This is a genomic window from Nonomuraea solani (assembly GCF_900108335.1).
Lineage (GTDB): Bacteria > Actinomycetota > Actinomycetes > Streptosporangiales > Streptosporangiaceae > Nonomuraea > Nonomuraea solani.
Map to the genome: position 1 here is coordinate 140,935 of NZ_FNVT01000008.1, position 16,245 is coordinate 157,179.

Here is a 16,245-nt window from a genome sequence, read left to right on the forward strand (position 1 = left end):
GACGAAAGGATTTTTCATGACCACAGTGCCGCGTCCGGCGCGCCCCAGCCGTGCCGCCGAGGCCCAGGAGGGCGTCAAGGACCTCATCGTCCGGCGCGGACTGGTGGCCGGAGACCCTCTGCCCACCGAATCGGAGCTGATGGAGGAGCTGCAGGTCAGCCGCAACTCCATCAGAGAGGCACTGAAGGCGCTGCAGGCGGTCGGCATCGTCGACATCCGCCACGGCTTCGGCATGTTCGTGGGCCGGATGTCGCTCGCGGGATTAGTGGACGAGCTGACCTTCCACAGCCGCATCACCCTCCAGAACGGCGCCCACCACCTGGCCCACCTGGTGGAGATCCGCGAGATCCTGGAGAGCGGCCTCGTGCAGCGCCTGATCGAGCTGGGCCCCGGGGCCGACCTGACGCCGGTCGGCGACGTCATGGCCAGGATGGAGAGCGAGGCGCAGGCCGGCCTGGTCTCCCCCGAGACCGACCGCCTCTTCCACGACCTCCTCTACCGCCCGCTCGGCAACCCCCTGGTCAGCCAACTGCTCGGCGCCTTCTGGGACGTCTACTTCCAGCTCCGCGACGCCCTCGGCACCCCCGACGAGTCCGCGGCCGACGTGGCCAGACGGCACCGCGACATCTACAGCGCCGTGCTCAAGGGCGACCGCGCCGCCGCGGTGGCCGCCGTACAGGCGCACTTCGAGGGCGTACGCAACCGCGTCGCCCGCATCGAGGGCTAGTCAGGCCAGCGCTCCACCCTTCGCCACCGCGCCCGCCACTCCCCGAACCACTGCGCGAACCACGGATGGGCCGCGGCCAGCGGCATGATGTGCGCGACCGTCTCCAGGTAGTAGCGCCGCTGGAACCGCCACGGCATCCGCTGCAACTCCTGGACGTTGCTCGTCCGGTCGGCCAGCTTGACCAGCACGGCCTGCGGCGGCGCCTTGGCCAGCGAGGCCAGGTAGTCGGCCTTCCGGCCGCCCGGCGGCTTGCTCACCCACCGCACGAGCGCGGCCACGCGGGGACCGAACCGCTTGCCGACCTCCGCCTCGGTGCACGGCGTGTCCTCCACCACGTCGTGCAGCACGATCGCGATCAGCAGGTCTCTGTCGTCCAGCCGGGCGCCGGCCACGGCCACCTCCAGCGCCTCCAGCAGGTGCTCCACGTACGGCCGCCCGGTGGGCCGCTGCTGCACCCCATGCTGCCGCCGGGCGAAGGCGACCGCCTCGCGCAGGGCGTCCACGGTGGGCGTCGGAAGCGCCTGGCCCAGTGGGCCCTCAGCGTGCGCCCACGACGGCCAGCTCGTGAAGATCTCCATTGCGCTCCTCTATCTGCGTTCTCGTCTTCGGCGTGCCCCCGAGCGTGTCCTAGGCTGAGAATATGGCCGAGATCGCCGTCCCCGATGGGTCGTGGACGTTCAATGGGGAAATGCTCCGTATCGTCCCCGGGAGCGACAAGGAGGTCCACGAACTGCGCAGGACGCTGGGCGAAGTGCCGATCCCGCTGGAGGCCATCGCGGGTGTGACGTTCGAGCCCGCCCGCAAGGGCGGCCATCTCCGCCTCCGGCTCCGCAGGGGAGCCGACGCCCTGTCCGACGTCGTCGCGGGCACGCTGGGGCCGCCCGCCGACCCCTACCGGCTGGCCGTGCCGAAGAACCGCACGGGGGCCGCCGAATACTTCGCCGACGACATCCGCGACACCCTGCTCGTCTACCAGACGCCCAGCGCCGCCTGCGACGACTACCTGCTGCCCGTCCCCGATGTGCCCATCTCGGCCACGGCCGGCGACGGCACGGCGATCTTCGACGGCGAGCGGGTGCGGCTGGAGTGGACCGGGTTCGCGAGCACGGAGAAGGACAAGGCCGGCCCGCAGGAGTTCCCGCTCTCCGAGGTGACCGGCGTGGAGTGGAAGCCGCAGTCCGGCATGGGCTACGGCACGCTGCGCTTCCGCGTCAAGGGCGAGGGCCCGGCCAAACCTCCGCAGAAGGACCCGCACTGCGTGTCGTGGGGCATCCAGCGCTTCGGCGGCGCCACGGCCCTGGTCGCCGCGGCGGTGCTGGCCCGGCTGCCGCGCGAGGTGCCCGAGCTGCCGCCGCCACCGGGGCCGGCCGCCGACGACGTGCACGACGCGGTCCTGCGCCGCCTGACCGAGCTGGGGCAGTTACACCGCTCCGGCGTACTGACCGACGAAGAGTTCGCCCTGGCCAAGCAGGCCATGATCCGCCGCCTACAGGAATCCTGAGGAATCAAGACGTGACACAGACCGAGGAGAAGCTCCTGCGCCGGGCCATCGAGCTGGCCGCGGAGGCCCGCACCGGCGGCAACCCGCCGTTCGGCTCGCTGCTGGCCGCGCCCGACGGCACGATCCTGGCCGAGGAGCGCAACTCCTCGCTCACCGACCGGGACATCACCGCCCACCCCGAGCTGAAGCTGGCCCGCTGGGCGGCGCGCGAGCTCGAACCGGAGGTGGCGGCCACGACCACGATGTACACGAGCTGCCAGCCCTGCGGGATGTGCGCCGGGGCCATCGCCCGCTCGGGCCTCGGCCGGGTGGTCTACGCCCTGTCCGGCGACCAGCTCAACGGCCTCAAGCCGCCCGGCACCGGCTTCACCGACGCGCCGTCGGAGGGCCCCGCGCTCTACGACGAGGCCCGGGTTCCGGTGGAGGGCTACTACACCTAGGCAAGCCGCTACCTTCCGCATACGATCGACTGCGGAAAGTAGCGTTCAAGCTCAGGTGCAGGAGGCGCAATGTCCAGGGGAACGCGTATCGCCGCGGCGGTGGCCGGCTCGCTCGTGCTCATGTCGGCCATCCCGGCCACACCCGCCGCGGCGGCGGCCACGATCCTCGACTGCGACACCTTCGTGCACGCCAACGACCGTGACCTCGGCATCGCCGCCTGCAGCAACCCCACGGGCCAGACCTGGATCTTCCGGGCCGTGGTCGTCTGCGGCCGCGCCCCCGACGCGGTCGGCGAGTGGGTGACGCTTCCGCCGGGCGGCTACGGGGAGTCGCAGGGCTACTGCGCCGGCATCTTCACCAGCGGCGTCGGCGCCGTCGGCGTGGACGAACGACCGGCCTGAAACACCGAAACGGGCACCGTCCGATTGGACGGTGCCCGTTTTCGTGGTGGTGCGCCGCCAGGGACTCGAACCCCGGACCCGCTGATTAAGAGTCAGCTGCTCTAACCAACTGAGCTAGCGGCGCAACAGAAGAAACTCTATCAGCCGCCGCACAGTGCCCGAGCCGCCGCCCGAACCCTCAGCCCAGCCGCGCGGCGAGCTTCCCGTACGCGCCCAGCACCACGTCCCAGAACCGCTCCACGTCCACGGACGTCGCCACGAGCGCGTTCGGCCGGCGGTCGCGCAGCTTGAAGTCCGTCACGGTCATGCCCCGGGTGAACTGCCCCATCGTCTCCACGTCCACCACGGCCGGCACGCAGGTGAACAACGACGGGTCCAGCACGTACGCCACCGCGCACGCGTCATGGATGGCCGGCCCGCCCTCCGCCGTCACGACCCCGTAGAACCGCGCGGCCGGCACCAGCAGCTCCGACAGCCGGCCGAGCCCCCGCATCCGCTCCAGCACGTCGGCCGTCACCACCGCCGACAGCGTCACGTCGAGGCCCAGCATCGTCACCGTCCACCCGGCCTCGAAGACCACGGCGGCCGCCTCGGGGTCGGCCAGCATGTTGAACTCGGCCGCCGGGTTGTGGTTGCCACGGGTGTAGGAGCCGCCCATGATGACCAGGTCGCGGGCCCACTCGACGACGCGGGGCTCCCTGCGTACGGCGAGGGCCAGGTTGGTCAGCGGCCCGACGGCCACCAGCGTGATCTCGCCCGGGTCGGCCTTCAGCGTCTCGATGATGTGATCGACCGCGTGCCCCGGCGACGCCCCCCGCTCAGGGGCGGGCAGGACGACGTCCCCGAGCCCGCCGGCCCCGTGCACGTGAGCGGCTCTGACGGTCTGCCGCAGCAGGGCGCCCGCGCTGCCCGGCGTCACCGGTACGTCTCCCATGCCGAGGAACTCGCGCAGCGCCAGCGCGTTCGCCGTGGTCAGGGAGAGATCGACGTTGCCGCCCACCGTGGTGACGCCCACGACGTCGAGGAAGTCGGCGGACCCGGCGGCCAGGGCCAAGGCGAGCGCGTCGTCGATACCGGGGTCACAGTCGATAAGAACTTTCTTCACAAACAGGGAGGATACGCATGAATCGGGCCGGGCAGTTCCCCCAAAACTGCCCGGCCCGATCGTTGGCGGTCCGGGCCGGCGCTTTCCCCCAAAAGCGCCGGCGGTCCCGCACTCGCGAACCGCGGTCCCCCTCCGCGTCCGCATCGGTGAAGGTCTACCGGTCAGGGTGGAGTGCTCCTGACCTGCTCCAACGCTACCGAGACGAATGCAACGGTCGCGTCATAACGCGGTCGAATATCTGTTTAATCCACCTACGGAAGTTCGAGACGAACCTCGGTGCCGTCCTCCAGAGATCTGCTCACCGTGCAGTACTTCTCGTGCACCCGCCCGGCCACCGCCCGGAACACCTCGTCGGCCTCCTCGGACGGCAGCTCCACGTCGTACGTGATCGTCACCGGCCCCAGCTTGTTCGACTCGACCTTCTCCGCCCCGACCGTCATCGCCAGGCGTACCAGCCGGTGCCCGCGCTTGGCGGTGAGCGGCTCGACGGTCACGATGTTGCACCCGCCCACCGCCGCCAGCAGCAACTCGACGGGGGTGAACACGCCGTCCTCGTCGCCGCCCCCCATCCGTACCTCGGCGCCGCGGGCGTTCGTGGCCCGGAATCCGCCGTCATCAGTCCGCTCAACACGCACGTTAGCCATGTTTCAGACCCTACTCAGAAACCTCTCATGTTCATTCAGGATCGTGGGTGACATGGCTAGCGAGGTGAAAGCTGATCAGGGCCCCGTCCTCTTCTGGTCCGGGGTCGCGGTGGCCGAGTTCGGTGCGATCCAGCCCGGCTTCGGCTATCCATGGAGTCCGACCGCCTACGCGGCGGCGGCGCTGCTCGTGGCGCTCGGCTTCCTCAGCGTCAAGGCCGCCGACTACCTGCGGACCGAGGAGGCCAGGCAGCGGCTGCGGCTCGGCGGCTACCTGGCGGGCGCGCTGCTGGTGGCACACCAGTTCAGCTCGACCGCCTACGTGACCGAGCTGAGCCGGGCGGGCTCACTCATCCTGTACGCGATGGCGGCCGTGATGGCCGTCTGGAGCCACCGGGTCCCCCACACGACCAGGCCGGCCCTGCTGATCGCCGCCGGGCTCGACCCGGGCTCGCTGCGCGAACGACTGGCCGGCGAGACGGACACCGTGGCCGTCTACCGCACCGCGCGGGTCACCGACGAGCTGCGCGACCTGGAGGCCCGTTACGGTCTCATCCTCGTCGTGGGCGACGAGCACGACCCGCGCGCGAAGGAGCGCGTGAGCGCCTCCGGCCTGAGTCGTGAAATTCCTGACATCGCCGACCGCGAGGTCGTGGTGGCCGGCCCACGGCAGTTCAAGCGGTACGTTGGCGGCGCGTTGTCACGCCTTGCCGTCCCGAGATCACAGATTCGTTTCAAATCCCGGCAAAAGGTTTAGGTCCGCATTACGCCCTGTCTGCAACGGTGGGTCCGGACAAGGAGGCAAGGTGACGACTTTCCCCGGAAGCGCCCGTGTCGAGATGGTCATGGGCATGCCGGTCAGCGTGGACATCCGCACGGCCCTGCCGGCCCGCGAGATGACTCCTCTGCTGGACGACGCGTTCTCCTGGCTGAGGTGGGTGGAGGACACCTTCAGCCCGGTGAAGGAGGACAGCCAGATCGGGCGGCTCAACCGCGGCCAGACGATCCGGCAGATCCCCGAGCTCATCGAGGTCCTGCACCGCTGTGACGAACTCAGCGAGGCCACCGGCGGCTGGTTCGAGTCACGCATCAACGGCGTGATCGACCCGTCCGGATATATCAAGGGCTGGGCGCTGGAGCGCCTGTCCCGCGCCCTGTGCAACGCGGGCGCCGGCGACCACCGCATCACCGCGGGGGGCGACATCAGGATGCGCGGCTCGGCCGCCCCCGGCAAGCGCTGGCGGGTCGGGATCCGCGACCCCCGCACCGACCTGGTGCGCAAGGTCGTCTTCGCTCACGACCTGGGCATCGCCACCTCGGGCGCCACGCCCATCGTCGACCCGCGTACGGGGGAGGTCCAGAAGGGGCTCGGCTCGGTCACCGTGATCGGTCCCGACCTGGGCGTCGCCGACGCCTATTCCACCGCCATCTACGCCATGGGGCCCATCCTGGCCAAGCGGTTCGCGGCCGATCTGGCCGAGGAGGGGCCGTACCAGACGATGATCATCACCCGTGACGGGCAGGAGATCAGCACGCCCGGCTTCGCCGGCTACAGCGGCACCGAGGCCCGCCTGGCGGGGTGATCCCCACGCGGCGGGCCCGGGCGGTCAGGCGTCGGGATGTTTGCGCAGATATTCGATGTAGATCGGGCGCAGCGCCTCTCCCAGCTTGCCCTCGCCCGCCGCGATGGCATCACTGAGCAGCGCGGAGACCTTGCTGAGGTCGTTGGCGCTCTCGCTGGAGTGTCCGCTGGCGGCCTCGGCCGCCGGGATCACCTTGAGCAGATCCCACAGGAACCCCAGGTCCCCATGGCGTACGGCGTAACGTACCGCCCGATCGTGCAACTCGTCGGCCGGCAGCGACTCGAGCCCGTTCTCGTCCATCACACTCCCTCCCTTTGCACGCCCCTTCCCCATAGGGCCGACGATAACCGGTGACTACCTGGAGTGACCGGCGGGCATCGTAGTGACTGCGCCTATGTGAAGTGGGAGGATCATTCAGCGTGAGATTCATCATCAGAACGATCGCGGCGGCAGTGGCCCTGTGGGTGGCCATTCAGTTCATCGATGGCATCGACGTCAACGCACCCACCAACTCGGCCAGATACTGGGGCGTCCTGCTCCTCGTCGCGCTGATCTTCGGCGTCATCAACGCCATCGTCAAGCCCATCGTGAAGGCGCTGGGCTGCGCGATCATCGTGCTGACGCTCGGATTGTTCCTCCTCGTGATCAACGCGGGCATGTTGCTGCTGACCAGCTGGATCGCCGGTGAGCTGGACATACCCTTCCATGTCGACAATTTCTATCCGGCCGCGTTCTGGGGCGCGATCATCGTCAGCGTGGTGAGCTGGCTGCTCGGCCTGTTCATCCCCGACAACGACTGACATCTCTGTGGAGCTCGACGGCGCCGGCCTGACCTGCGCGCAGGTTCACGAGGTCGCGTACGACGGGGCCCGGGTCACGATCACCTCTCTCGATCGGGCCCGGGCCGCGTGGGTCACCGCCCAGCAACTGACCGGCCCGGTGTACGGGCAGAGCACCGGGGTGGGCGCCAACAAGGACGTCACCTTCGAACCGCCCGGCCTGGGCCTCGACCTGCTGCGCAGCCATGTGTGCGGGGCCGGGCCGCCCGTCGAGCCCGCCCGCGCCAGGGCGATGCTCGTGGTCCGGCTCAACCAGCTCCTCGCGGGCGGGTCCGGCATCGACCCGGCGGTCTGCCCGGTGCTCGCCGACGCGATCAACACCGGCCACACCCCGCCCCTGCACGCCTACGGCGCCATCGGCACCGGCGACCTCACCGCCCTCTCCGCCACGGCCCTGTGCCTCCTGGGCGAACTCCCCTGGCACCACGACCCCGGCCCCGCAACCGACCGCCCCGGCGCCTCCGTGCCGCCGCCCCTGTTCGCGCTGGCCGCGAGTGACTCGTTGCCGTTCATCAGCTCCGGGGCCGCCACGCTGGCCGATGCCGCGCTCGCCTGTCACCGTCTGCGGCTCCTGCTCGAAGCCGCCATCGACGTGGCCGCCGTCTCGTTCACCGCCGTGGACGCCTCCGCCGAACCGCTGGCCGCCGCCGTACAGGAGGCTCGCCCGCACCCCGGACAGGCCGTCGTGGCCGCACGCCTGCGCGGCCTGCTCGCCAGGGAGGGCGTCTCCCGCGTCCAGGACCCGTACGGCTACCGCGCCCTCGCCCAGGTCCACGGCGCCACCCTCGACCTCCTCAACCGGGCCATGGCCACGATCGAGACCGACCTCAACTCCGCCACCGAGAACCCCCTCATCGCCGGCGACCTTGCCTGGCACAACGGCAACTTCCACTCGGCCCCCGTCGCCCTGGCCCTCGACGCGCTGCGGGCCGCGCTCGTGCAGACGGCCCAGCTCAGCACGGCCCGCCTGGCCAGCCTCATGGACCCGGCCTACACCGGCCGCCTGCCGTTCCTCTCCGACCGCCCCGGCGGCTCAGGGGCACTGATCCTGGAATATGTCGCCCAGGACGCCCTGGCCGAGCTGCGCCACCTCGCGACCCCGGTGACGACGGGCACGGCGGTGATCTCCCGGGGCACCGAGGACCACGCCGGCTTCGCCACCCAGGCCGCCCGCCACACCTTGCGCAGCCTGGAGCCTCTCGAACTCATCCTGGCCTGCGAACGCACCGCCGCCCTCCGCGCACTCGGGCCGCCCACCCCGGACGGCCCCCTCACCGACGCCCTGAACGACTCCCTCCGCGCCCTCCGCAGGGAGGAGTAGAGGTCAGGACACGTCAGGACACCTGGGCGACCGAGCCGCGCTGCCGGAGGGTCGGCTTCTGCACCACCCGGCGGCGCCGCACACCCCCGTCGGCCGCCGCCGAGATGAGCCGCACCGCCGCCCGCACGATCCCGTCGATGTCCCAGTCGACCGTGCTGAGCCCCGGCGTGAGCAGCCCCGACATCGGATGGTCGTCGTAACCCATGACGGAGACGTCATCGGGCACCGACAGCCCCAGCTCCTGCGCCGCCGCGTAGACCCCGTAGGCGATCGAGTCGGCGAAGCAGAACACGGCGCTCGGCTTCTCCCCCGACAGCAGCTCGTGGGCGGCGGCGGTGGCCCCGGCCAGCCCGTGCGGCGCGGTGGCGACCTCGATGTCCAGCCCCAGCCGGTCGGCCTCGGCCGTGACGTGCACGTCGGCCGGGCGGTCGGGCGTGCTGTCCTGGGTCGGGGTGAGCACGGCGATGCTGCGGTGGCCCTGGGCCCGCAGGTGCTCCAGCGCGAGCGTCACCCCGGTGCGGTTGTCGAAGACGACCTCCCCGGCCGTGCCCGAGATCGAGTCGCCGATCGCGACCACCGGCACCGACTCGCACAGCTCGGGCCAGAACTCCGCCGCCGGGTCGATCGACTGCACGATCAGGCCGTCGACACGCTGGTCACGGAGCTGCTGGGCCAGGGCCCGCTCCCGGGCCGGGTCGCCCACCGCGTCGAGGATCAGCGCGTAACGGTCCTTCTCCCGCAGGCCCCTGCTGATGCCGACCGCCAGGGACTGCTGCCACAGATCCTCCAGCGACCCGCACAGCAGGCCGATCATCCCGGTGCGTCCGCTGGCCAGGGCTCTGGCGATGGGGTCGGCCTCGTAGCCGAGCTCGGCCGCCGCGGCGCGCACGCGCTGCATGGTCTCCTCCGACACCTGCAGGCCGCGCAGCGCGTAGGAGACGGCCGCCGGGGACAGCCCCGTGGCCTGTGCCACCTCACGGATCGTCGCTCTCTTCCGAGGCATTCGACCAGCCTATTGCGTTCCACCGACGGAAGCGGAGCCTTGCCAACGGCTTGTCATGGGGGCGGCCGTTGACAATAACGATGTGAAGCGGTTCACTGAACCGTATCACTGAAACGGTTCACAAGTTCAATGTCACAGCCGCCACAGGTTTACATGTAATGTGAGTAGGAAATAGGGGGAGAGGTGAGACCCGTGAGCATCGATGTGCATCAGCACCTGTGGACGCGTTCGTTCGTCGACGCTCTGCGCGCCCGCACCTCGCCGCCCTTTCTCGACGGCTGGACGCTGATCCTCGACGGCGAACCGCCGTACGAGGTCGATCCCGCCGACCACGAGGGGCGCGACACCACCGGCCTCGACCTGGCACTGGTGTCGCTGTCGAGCCCGCTGGGCATCGAGTTCCTGCCGCCCGAGGAGTGCTGGCCGCTCATCGACGCCCACCACGAGGGCGCGCTGGCGCTGGGCGAGCCCTTCGGGGCCTGGGCCTCGACCTGCCACAGCGAACCCGACCCCGGCCGCCTGGCCAAGGATCTCGCTCGCGGGTTCGCCGGCCTGCAGATCCCCGCGACGGCGGCGCCCGACGACCGGCTCCTGGAGGTGCTGACGGCGGCAGACCTGCCGCTGTTCGTGCATCCGGGGCCGGCCGCCCCTGCTGAGGGGACGCCGCCGTGGTGGCCGGCGGTGGTGCCGTACGTGCAGCAGATGCACGCCGCCTGGCACTACTTCCACGCGGTCGTGCGGCCGCGCCATCCGAGGTTGCGCGTCTGCTTCGCGCTGCTGGCCGGGCTGGCGCCGCTGCACTCCGAGCGCCTGATCGCCCGAGGCGGCAACGGACGCGGCCAGGTCGACAGGAACTTCTTCGTGGAGACCTCCTCGTACGGCCCGCGCGCGATCGACGCGATCGTCCGCGAGCTGGGCATCGACGTCGTCGTCAACGGCTCCGACGCCCCCTATGCCACCGCACCCGACCCTGGACTCGGTACGGCCGCCGGCCACGCCATCAGGGTCGTCAACCCCCGTCGATTGCTTGCCGGAAAGGAGACTCGTACGTGAGCACTGAACAGATCCAGGGCGGGGGCACCTGTGCCCGGCTTCCCGAGCGGGCGCTGGATCGGCGTGAGCTGCGTGACCTGGTGAACGACCTGGCCGCCCGCCCTGAGGAGTGGCGCGAGCTGGTGGAGTTCCCCGAGGACGGCGGCCGCCACTACGCCTCGCTCTACCGGGACTCGTACGTGGACGTCTGGCTGCTCTGCTGGCGCCCCGAGGACGACACGGGCTGGCACGACCACGACCTCTCCTCCGGCGCCGTCCACGTCGTGCAGGGCGCGCTGAAGGAGTGCAACCCGCGCATCGGCGGCGAGCACCTGGAGACCGTCGTGCCGGAGGGGCAGTCGTTCTCCTTCGGGCCCGACCACATCCACCGGCTCACCGGCGCGGTGGACGGCAGCGTCTCGATCCACGCCTACTCGCCGCCGCTGTGGCGGCTCGGGCAGTATTCGATCGACGGAACCGGCGTCATGCGCCGCGTCTCGGTGAGCTACGCCGACGAGCTCAGGCCGATGGACGACCCGATCGGCTCGGTGGCCTGAGCACGCAGCAACTTCCGCAGGGCTCGGCGTCGGGCAGGGTGATCCAGAGACAGCAGGTCCTGCGGAAGTAGGCGTCGCCGGCGGGCTCGACCAGCCCGTCGACCGGCCGGCCCAGCTCCGCCAGCAGCTTCATGTAGTCGGCCCGCACGATCGAGGTCAGCGGGTGGGCGAACGCCTCCGCCGTGGACCCCCACAGGGTGCGCTCGCCCACCTTGGCCATCGAGCCGAGCACCCTGACCAGGGGAAGCTGCGCCTCGATGAGCACCTCGCGGATCGCCGGGGCGCCTGTCCCCCAGCTCACGCGGGTGGCCGCGATCGTCACCCCGGCGTCGGACTCCTTGACGTAGGTGTCGTCCAGCCGCATCATCGGCACCCGCCCGTCCAGCGCCCACCCGAGCGCCATCGGCAGCGTGTGCCAGTATCCGTACGTCTTCCAGAACAGCGCCGCGCCGACGTGCCGTGGCGCGTTCCAGCGCCCGGCCGTCTCGTCGACCAGCCGCTCCAGCGCCGTGTACGGCTCCAGCACCAGCTCGCGGACCGGCGTCCAGCTCTCGTCGGGCTCGATGACCAGGCCGGGCTCGACCCCCAGCACCCCGCCCCGCCCGTCGGCGACCCGCTGGAGCGTCTCGGTCAGCACGCTGGCACCCCTCTCAAAGGTTAGGTTTACCTAAGGTAGCAGGACGTCCGGCGAACCAGCCGGCCACGAGCTGCGCGACCAGCACCCCGAGCCCGGCCATCAGCGGCACCGACCAGCCACCGGAGACCTGCCGCAGGAACCCGAACAGCAGCGGCCCCAGCGCCGCGATCACGTATCCGACGGACTGGGCCACGGCCGAGAGCGCGGTCACCGTGGTGGGATCGGCCGGGCGCAGCGCGATGATCAGCAGCGCCAGCGCGAACGAGGCCCCCTGCCCGACCCCGAGCACGATCATCCACAACCACGGGACGGTCGTCGGGGCCAGCAGCACGCCCAGGTAGCCGAGCACGGTCAGCACGCCCGCGCCCACCACGTACGGCACCTGCGAGGCCCGCCGCCCGGCCAGCACGGGGACCGCCAGCGAGGTGCCGACCTGGACCAGGTTCGTCAGGCTGAGCAGGTAGCCCGCCTGGTCGGCGGGCAGGCCGGCCTCCAGGTAGATCGTCGGGAGCCAGGCCAGCATGACGTAGAAGGTCAGCGACTGCAGGCCCATGAGCGCGGTGATGTACCAGGTGACGCGGCTGCGCAGCACCATACCGAACGGCCTGGGCCCGTTCTGCGCGCCCTCCCGTTCACGCAGCGCCTGGGGCAACCAGAGCAGGGCGGCCAGCAGCGCGGGCACGGCCAGCAGCGCCGAGACGCCGCGCCAGTCGTAGCCGGTGACGCGCTCGATCGGGATCACCAGGGCGGAGGAGATGGTGGCGCCGCCCACGACGGCGGAGACGTACACGCCGGTCATGAGGTTGACCTTGGCCGGGAAATGCTGTTTGACGACGCCGGGCATGGCGACGTTCATGACGGCGATCGCGATGGCGGCCAGCGCGGAGCCCAGGTAGAGCACAGGAGCGCCGTCGAGGACGCGCAGCACGACGCCCGTCGCGATCACCAGCAGGCCCGCCAGCAGCGTGCGGTCGAGGCCGATCCGGCGCGCGAGCAGCGGCGCGAGCGGCCCGAAAACGCCCAGGCAGACCACCATGACCGTGGTGATCGCGCCGCCGCCGGCGGGTGAGAGGCCGACGTCGTTCATGATCTCGTCGAGGAGCGGGGAGACGCCCGCGATGGCCGGACGCAGGTTGAGCGCGGCCAGGACGAACCCCGCCACGAGCACGGCTGATCGGAGCGACATAGAGGACCACTCTCGCATAAGCCCTTGACAACGTTGTCTGCCCCTCCCGAGTAGGAAATGATCCTGGCGTGAGACCGACGATGAAGGACGTCGCCTCGGCGGCGGGCGTGGCGCTCAAGACCGTCTCGCGCGTCGTGAACGGTGAGCCCGGCGTGCACCCGGCCACCGCCGAGCGGGTGCGCACGGCCATCGACCGGCTGGGCTACAGCCGCAACGAGAGCGCAAGGGTGCTGCGCAGGGGCAGGACCGCCACGATCGGGCTGGTCATCGAGGACGTGGCCGACCCGTTCTACGCCGGGCTGAGCCGGGCCGTGGAGGCGGTCGTCATCGACCACGGCTGCCTGCTGCTGAGCGGCTCGTCCGGCGAGGAGCCCGGCAGGGAGCGCGAGCTGGTCGAGACGTTCTGCGCGCGCCGGGTCGACGGCCTGATCGTGGTGCCGGCCGGCGACGACCACACCTACCTGGGGCCCGAGCTGGAGGCCGGCACACCCGTGGTCTTCGCGGACCGGCCGCCGGGGGCGGGGCTCGACGTGGACACGGTGCTGACCGACAACGCGGGCGGGGCCGGGCAGGCGGTCCGCCACCTGCTGACCCACGGCCACCGCAGGATCGCCTTCCTCGGCGACCATCCGGCGATCTTCACGGCGTCCGAGCGGCTGCGCGGATACCGGGCCGAGCTGGGCGGCCTCTACGACGAACGGCTGGTGTCGATGCGGCCGCCGTCCCTGGAGTCGGTACGCGGCGACCTGGCCCGCATGTTCGCCCTGGACGACCCGCCGACGGCGCTGTTCACCGGCAACGGCCGCTACACCGTCACCACCCTGCGGGCGCTCGCGGGCCGGCGGGCGGCACTGGTGGGGTTCGACGACTTCGAGCTGGCCGACCTGCTCGCCCCCGGGGTGAGCGTGATCGCACAGGACCCGTCCTGGATGGGCCGGGTGGCCGCCGAGCTGCTCTTCCGCCGCCTGCGCGGCGACGCGGGCCCACCGGAGCACATCGAGCTCCCGGTCCGCCTCATCCCGCGCGGCTCGGGCGAGGTCCCCTCAGACGACACGTACGGGCTCCGGCCGTAGGGTGCGGGCCAGGGCGAGCGCGATCAGGACCCCCGCCCCGCCCGCCACCGCGATCGCGTACCCGGGCGCGACCACCTCCCCGAGCGCCCCCACCATGGCCGCCCCGGCGGCCTGCCCCGTCATCAGCCCCGCGGACTGCAGCCCGAACGCCTGCCCCCGCACCGCCTCGGGCACCGCGTCCACGAACCGCCGCTGCAACCCGAGCTGGTACGCCAGCCCAGCGGTGGACACCCCCGCCAGCACGGCCGCCCAGCCGATCCCCGGCATGGCCACGAACCCCAGCCACGGCACCCCGAGCGCCACCGCCAGCGGCAACGACAGCCGCTCCCGCAGCTCCGGCGCCGCGAACCGCCCCACCGCGAACTCCCCGGCCGCCATCCCGACGGCCGCCGCCGCCAGCACGACCCCGGCCTGCCCCTGGCCGCCGAGGTAGGGCACCACCATCGCCTCCGCCCCCGCCAGGCACACGCACGGCAGCCACTGCGCCAGCAGCAGCCCGCGCACCCGCCCGTCGGCCAGCAGCCGCCGGTTCACCCGCAGCGTCTCCCGTACCGCACCCTGCCGGGCCACGCCCCTGGCCGCCCGGTACGGCAGCCCGGCCCGCAGCACCAGCGCCGCGACCAGGGACAGCCCGGCGGTGGCGGCCAGCGCCCCGGACGGCCCCGCGAAGGCCAGGAACGCGCCCCCGACGGCCAGCCCGGCGACCTGCGCGCCCGCCGAGGCCACGTTGAGCAGCGACCGCCCCAGCACGAACGCGTCCCCGGGCAGCACCTCGGGCAACATCGCCGCCCGCGCCGCGAAGAACACCGGCGAGAACAGCCCGGTGGCCAGCACCAGCGCCAGCATCGCCCACACCGGCAGCCCCGCGTACGCCAGCAGCAGGCAGGTCACCGCCCGCACCAGCTCGCCCACCACCATGAGCGCCCGCGGCGGCACCCGGTCGGCCAGCGAGAGCAGGAACAGCCCGCCGAAGATGTAGGGCAGCCACCCCGCCATGTACGCCGCCGCCGACAGCCCCGGGGAGCCGGTCCGCGCGTACACCAGCACGGACAGCGCCAGCATCTTGATCATGTCCCCGCCGACCAGCAGCGCGAAGCTGCCGAACAGCACCCGGAACTCCTTGACGGCGAACACCTCGCCGAACGTCGCGCTCTTCACGACTGCGATGGTGCGGGCCCGCCTCGGACACTCGCGATTCCTTCGGATATAACCGAAACATGCCGGTGACGATCGAGGTCGTCCCTCAGGACCTGATGGCGAGCAGATTCGCCATCTCGCCGCTGATCGAGACCATGCACGCGCAGTGGGTGCTCGCGGGCCGCTACCGGGCGGGCGTGCACGGCCCGTGGGTGGCGCGGTGGCGCGAGACGTACGAGGGGCTGGTGAGACGGCACCCCGTGCTGCGGGCCGCGGCCGCGATCAGCGGCAACGTGGGCGCCTCCAACGTCGACTTCATCGCCCCGCCGCCCACCGCCGTGGACGTGCCGTTCGAGGCCGAGATCGCCGCCATGCGCGCGACCCCGCTGGCGCAGGCGCACGCCGAGATCACCCAGGTCCTCGCGCAGCGTCCCCAGGTGCCGCCCGCGACCAGGGACTTCCTGCTCGGCCCCGACGTCGTGGACCTGCTGGCGGCGGCCTACCAGGCGCTCTGGACGGAGATCCTCTCCCACGACTGGCCACGTCTGCGCGCCGTGCTGCAGCGCGACATCGTCCACCGCGCGGGCCAGCTCGCGATCTACGGCTGGCAGGCGGCCCTGGACGACCTCAACCCGCGCGTCCACTGGCGGGCGACGGGCCACATCGAGGTGGGGCTGACCTCGCTGGCCGGGGTGCACCGGCTCGGCGGCAAGGGCCTGCTCTTCCTGCCCTCGGCGTTCATGGAGAAGATCGGCGCGTACCTGGGGGACGCCTGGCCGTACGCGCTCATCTATCCCGCCAGGGGTCTCGCGGCCGCGACGGCCGCCCCCGACGCCGGCCTGGCCAGGCTGATCGGCCGCAGCCGCGCCCGCATCCTCGCCGAGCTGGCCGAGCCCGCCACGACCACCCAGCTCGCCGCCCTGCTCGGGCAGAGCCTGGGCACCACGGGCGAACACGTCGCGGCGCTGCGCGGAACGGGGCTGATCGCGGGCACCCGCACGGGCCGCAGCGTCCTGTACGCCCGCACGCCTCTCGGCGACGCCTTGATCAACGGCTAGCCT

At 71.6% G+C, this 16,245-nt stretch carries 20 protein-coding genes and 1 tRNA gene; 12 read left to right on the top strand and 9 right to left on the bottom strand.

The window, feature by feature from the left end; translation table 11 throughout:
* Positions 1 to 16 precede the first annotated feature (16 nt).
* The gene (locus C4V41_RS28220) at positions 17 to 727 is read left to right on the top strand and encodes a FadR/GntR family transcriptional regulator (protein ID WP_103958978.1); all 711 of its coding nucleotides are present in this window, start codon (positions 17 to 19) and stop codon (positions 725 to 727) included.
* On the opposite strand, the gene C4V41_RS28225 is transcribed toward C4V41_RS28220, so the two are convergent.
* A complete protein-coding gene (locus tag C4V41_RS28225; protein WP_103958979.1) occupies positions 724 to 1,305 on the bottom strand; it encodes an HD domain-containing protein in 582 nt (193 codons plus the stop codon). The two genes, C4V41_RS28220 and C4V41_RS28225, sit on opposite strands and share 4 nt — an antisense overlap.
* A 62-nt stretch (positions 1,306 to 1,367) precedes the next feature.
* Here C4V41_RS28225 and C4V41_RS28230 point away from each other — a divergent pair, with 62 nt between their 5' ends.
* From C4V41_RS28230 to C4V41_RS28240, 3 genes are all read left to right on the top strand, one after another.
* Positions 1,368 to 2,228: a DUF4429 domain-containing protein gene (locus tag C4V41_RS28230; RefSeq protein ID WP_103958980.1), complete on the top strand. Its 861-nt coding sequence runs from the start codon at positions 1,368 to 1,370 to the stop codon at positions 2,226 to 2,228.
* Positions 2,229 to 2,239: 11 nt separating this feature from the next.
* A complete protein-coding gene (locus C4V41_RS28235; protein WP_103958981.1) occupies positions 2,240 to 2,668 on the top strand; it encodes a nucleoside deaminase in 429 nt (142 codons plus the stop codon).
* 69 nt (positions 2,669 to 2,737) lie between these two features.
* Positions 2,738 to 3,070: a hypothetical protein gene (locus C4V41_RS28240; protein ID WP_200824280.1), complete on the top strand. Its 333-nt coding sequence runs from the start codon at positions 2,738 to 2,740 to the stop codon at positions 3,068 to 3,070.
* Positions 3,071 to 3,117: 47 nt separating this feature from the next.
* Here C4V41_RS28240 and C4V41_RS28245 read toward each other — a convergent pair.
* The 3 genes from C4V41_RS28245 to C4V41_RS28255 all read right to left on the bottom strand — a co-directional run bounded on the left by C4V41_RS28245 (position 3,118) and on the right by C4V41_RS28255 (position 4,819).
* A tRNA-Lys gene (locus C4V41_RS28245) sits at positions 3,118 to 3,194 on the bottom strand.
* A 54-nt stretch (positions 3,195 to 3,248) separates the two neighbouring features.
* Positions 3,249 to 4,175 (bottom strand): nucleoside hydrolase, encoded by a 927-nt coding sequence (locus tag C4V41_RS28250; protein WP_200824281.1) that lies wholly within the window; start codon positions 4,173 to 4,175, stop codon positions 3,249 to 3,251.
* Between the two features lie 251 nt (positions 4,176 to 4,426).
* Positions 4,427 to 4,819, bottom strand: a complete 393-nt coding sequence (locus C4V41_RS28255) for an OsmC family protein (protein WP_103958983.1) — start codon at positions 4,817 to 4,819, stop codon at positions 4,427 to 4,429.
* 52 nt (positions 4,820 to 4,871) lie between these two features.
* On the opposite strand from C4V41_RS28255, the gene C4V41_RS28260 reads away from it, so the two are divergent.
* Together C4V41_RS28260 and C4V41_RS28265 are read left to right on the top strand one after the other, a co-directional pair.
* Complete coding sequence (locus C4V41_RS28260) at positions 4,872 to 5,573, top strand: ferredoxin reductase domain-containing protein (RefSeq protein WP_146103813.1); 702 nt, start codon at positions 4,872 to 4,874, stop codon at positions 5,571 to 5,573.
* 49 nt (positions 5,574 to 5,622) lie between these two features.
* On the top strand, positions 5,623 to 6,399 hold the full coding sequence (locus C4V41_RS28265; RefSeq protein WP_103958985.1) for an FAD:protein FMN transferase: 777 nt from the start codon (positions 5,623 to 5,625) through the stop codon (positions 6,397 to 6,399).
* A 24-nt stretch (positions 6,400 to 6,423) separates the two neighbouring features.
* Here the strand turns inward: C4V41_RS28265 and C4V41_RS28270 are convergent, their stop codons facing one another.
* Positions 6,424 to 6,699 (bottom strand): hypothetical protein, encoded by a 276-nt coding sequence (locus tag C4V41_RS28270; protein WP_103958986.1) that lies wholly within the window; start codon positions 6,697 to 6,699, stop codon positions 6,424 to 6,426.
* A gap of 119 nt (positions 6,700 to 6,818) precedes the next feature.
* Here C4V41_RS28270 and C4V41_RS28275 point away from each other — a divergent pair, with 119 nt between their 5' ends.
* Together C4V41_RS28275 and C4V41_RS28280 are read left to right on the top strand one after the other, a co-directional pair.
* Positions 6,819 to 7,199 (top strand): phage holin family protein, encoded by a 381-nt coding sequence (locus C4V41_RS28275; protein WP_103958987.1) that lies wholly within the window; start codon positions 6,819 to 6,821, stop codon positions 7,197 to 7,199.
* A 7-nt stretch (positions 7,200 to 7,206) separates the two neighbouring features.
* A complete protein-coding gene (locus tag C4V41_RS28280) occupies positions 7,207 to 8,559 on the top strand; it encodes an aromatic amino acid ammonia-lyase (RefSeq protein ID WP_160150410.1) in 1,353 nt (450 codons plus the stop codon).
* Positions 8,560 to 8,572: 13 nt separating this feature from the next.
* On the opposite strand, the gene C4V41_RS28285 is transcribed toward C4V41_RS28280, so the two are convergent.
* Positions 8,573 to 9,562 carry a LacI family DNA-binding transcriptional regulator gene (locus C4V41_RS28285; protein WP_103958989.1) on the bottom strand — a complete coding sequence of 330 codons (990 nt, stop codon included), beginning with the start codon at positions 9,560 to 9,562 and terminating at the stop codon, positions 8,573 to 8,575.
* Positions 9,563 to 9,754: 192 nt separating this feature from the next.
* Between C4V41_RS28285 and C4V41_RS28290 the strand changes: the two genes are divergently transcribed.
* Both C4V41_RS28290 and C4V41_RS28295 read left to right on the top strand, forming a co-directional pair.
* On the top strand, positions 9,755 to 10,615 hold the full coding sequence (locus C4V41_RS28290) for an amidohydrolase family protein (RefSeq protein ID WP_103958990.1): 861 nt from the start codon (positions 9,755 to 9,757) through the stop codon (positions 10,613 to 10,615).
* Positions 10,612 to 11,151, top strand: coding sequence for a cysteine dioxygenase (locus C4V41_RS28295; protein WP_103958991.1), 540 nt, complete (start codon positions 10,612 to 10,614; stop codon positions 11,149 to 11,151). Before C4V41_RS28290 ends, C4V41_RS28295 begins: the two co-directional genes overlap by 4 nt.
* Here the strand turns inward: C4V41_RS28295 and C4V41_RS28300 are convergent.
* Together C4V41_RS28300 and C4V41_RS28305 are read right to left on the bottom strand one after the other, a co-directional pair.
* Positions 11,114 to 11,788, bottom strand: coding sequence for a (2Fe-2S)-binding protein (locus C4V41_RS28300; protein WP_103958992.1), 675 nt, complete (start codon positions 11,786 to 11,788; stop codon positions 11,114 to 11,116). The genes C4V41_RS28295 and C4V41_RS28300 overlap by 38 nt on opposite strands.
* A 13-nt stretch (positions 11,789 to 11,801) precedes the next feature.
* On the bottom strand, positions 11,802 to 12,974 hold the full coding sequence (locus C4V41_RS28305; RefSeq protein ID WP_103958993.1) for a CynX/NimT family MFS transporter: 1,173 nt from the start codon (positions 12,972 to 12,974) through the stop codon (positions 11,802 to 11,804).
* A gap of 68 nt (positions 12,975 to 13,042) precedes the next feature.
* Between C4V41_RS28305 and C4V41_RS28310 the strand changes: the two genes are divergently transcribed.
* Positions 13,043 to 14,047: a LacI family DNA-binding transcriptional regulator gene (locus C4V41_RS28310; RefSeq protein WP_407670064.1), complete on the top strand. Its 1,005-nt coding sequence runs from the start codon at positions 13,043 to 13,045 to the stop codon at positions 14,045 to 14,047.
* Here C4V41_RS28310 and C4V41_RS28315 read toward each other — a convergent pair.
* Positions 14,018 to 15,205 (bottom strand): MFS transporter, encoded by a 1,188-nt coding sequence (locus C4V41_RS28315; protein WP_235030430.1) that lies wholly within the window; start codon positions 15,203 to 15,205, stop codon positions 14,018 to 14,020. The two genes, C4V41_RS28310 and C4V41_RS28315, sit on opposite strands and share 30 nt — an antisense overlap.
* Before the next feature lie 59 nt (positions 15,206 to 15,264).
* Between C4V41_RS28315 and C4V41_RS28320 the strand changes: the two genes are divergently transcribed.
* On the top strand, positions 15,265 to 16,242 hold the full coding sequence (locus C4V41_RS28320; protein ID WP_235030431.1) for a winged helix-turn-helix domain-containing protein: 978 nt from the start codon (positions 15,265 to 15,267) through the stop codon (positions 16,240 to 16,242).
* Positions 16,243 to 16,245 lie beyond the last annotated feature (3 nt).

Bases quoted from the DNA above. Each gene is read 5' to 3' on its own strand.
- C4V41_RS28240 (WP_200824280.1), top strand. From the start codon at position 2,738: ATGTCCAGGGGAACGCGTATCGCCGCGGCGGTGGCCGGCTCGCTCGTG.
- C4V41_RS28230 (WP_103958980.1), top strand. From the start codon at position 1,368: ATGGCCGAGATCGCCGTCCCCGATGGGTCGTGGACGTTCAATGGGGAA.
- C4V41_RS28255 (WP_103958983.1), bottom strand. From the start codon at position 4,819: ATGGCTAACGTGCGTGTTGAGCGGACTGATGACGGCGGATTCCGGGCC.
- C4V41_RS28260 (WP_146103813.1), top strand. From the start codon at position 4,872: ATGGCTAGCGAGGTGAAAGCTGATCAGGGCCCCGTCCTCTTCTGGTCC.
- C4V41_RS28305 (WP_103958993.1), bottom strand. From the start codon at position 12,974: ATGTCGCTCCGATCAGCCGTGCTCGTGGCGGGGTTCGTCCTGGCCGCG.
- C4V41_RS28320 (WP_235030431.1), top strand. From the start codon at position 15,265: ATGCCGGTGACGATCGAGGTCGTCCCTCAGGACCTGATGGCGAGCAGA.
- C4V41_RS28270 (WP_103958986.1), bottom strand. From the start codon at position 6,699: ATGGACGAGAACGGGCTCGAGTCGCTGCCGGCCGACGAGTTGCACGAT.
- C4V41_RS28220 (WP_103958978.1), top strand. From the start codon at position 17: ATGACCACAGTGCCGCGTCCGGCGCGCCCCAGCCGTGCCGCCGAGGCC.
- C4V41_RS28285 (WP_103958989.1), bottom strand. From the start codon at position 9,562: ATGCCTCGGAAGAGAGCGACGATCCGTGAGGTGGCACAGGCCACGGGG.
- C4V41_RS28225 (WP_103958979.1), bottom strand. From the start codon at position 1,305: ATGGAGATCTTCACGAGCTGGCCGTCGTGGGCGCACGCTGAGGGCCCA.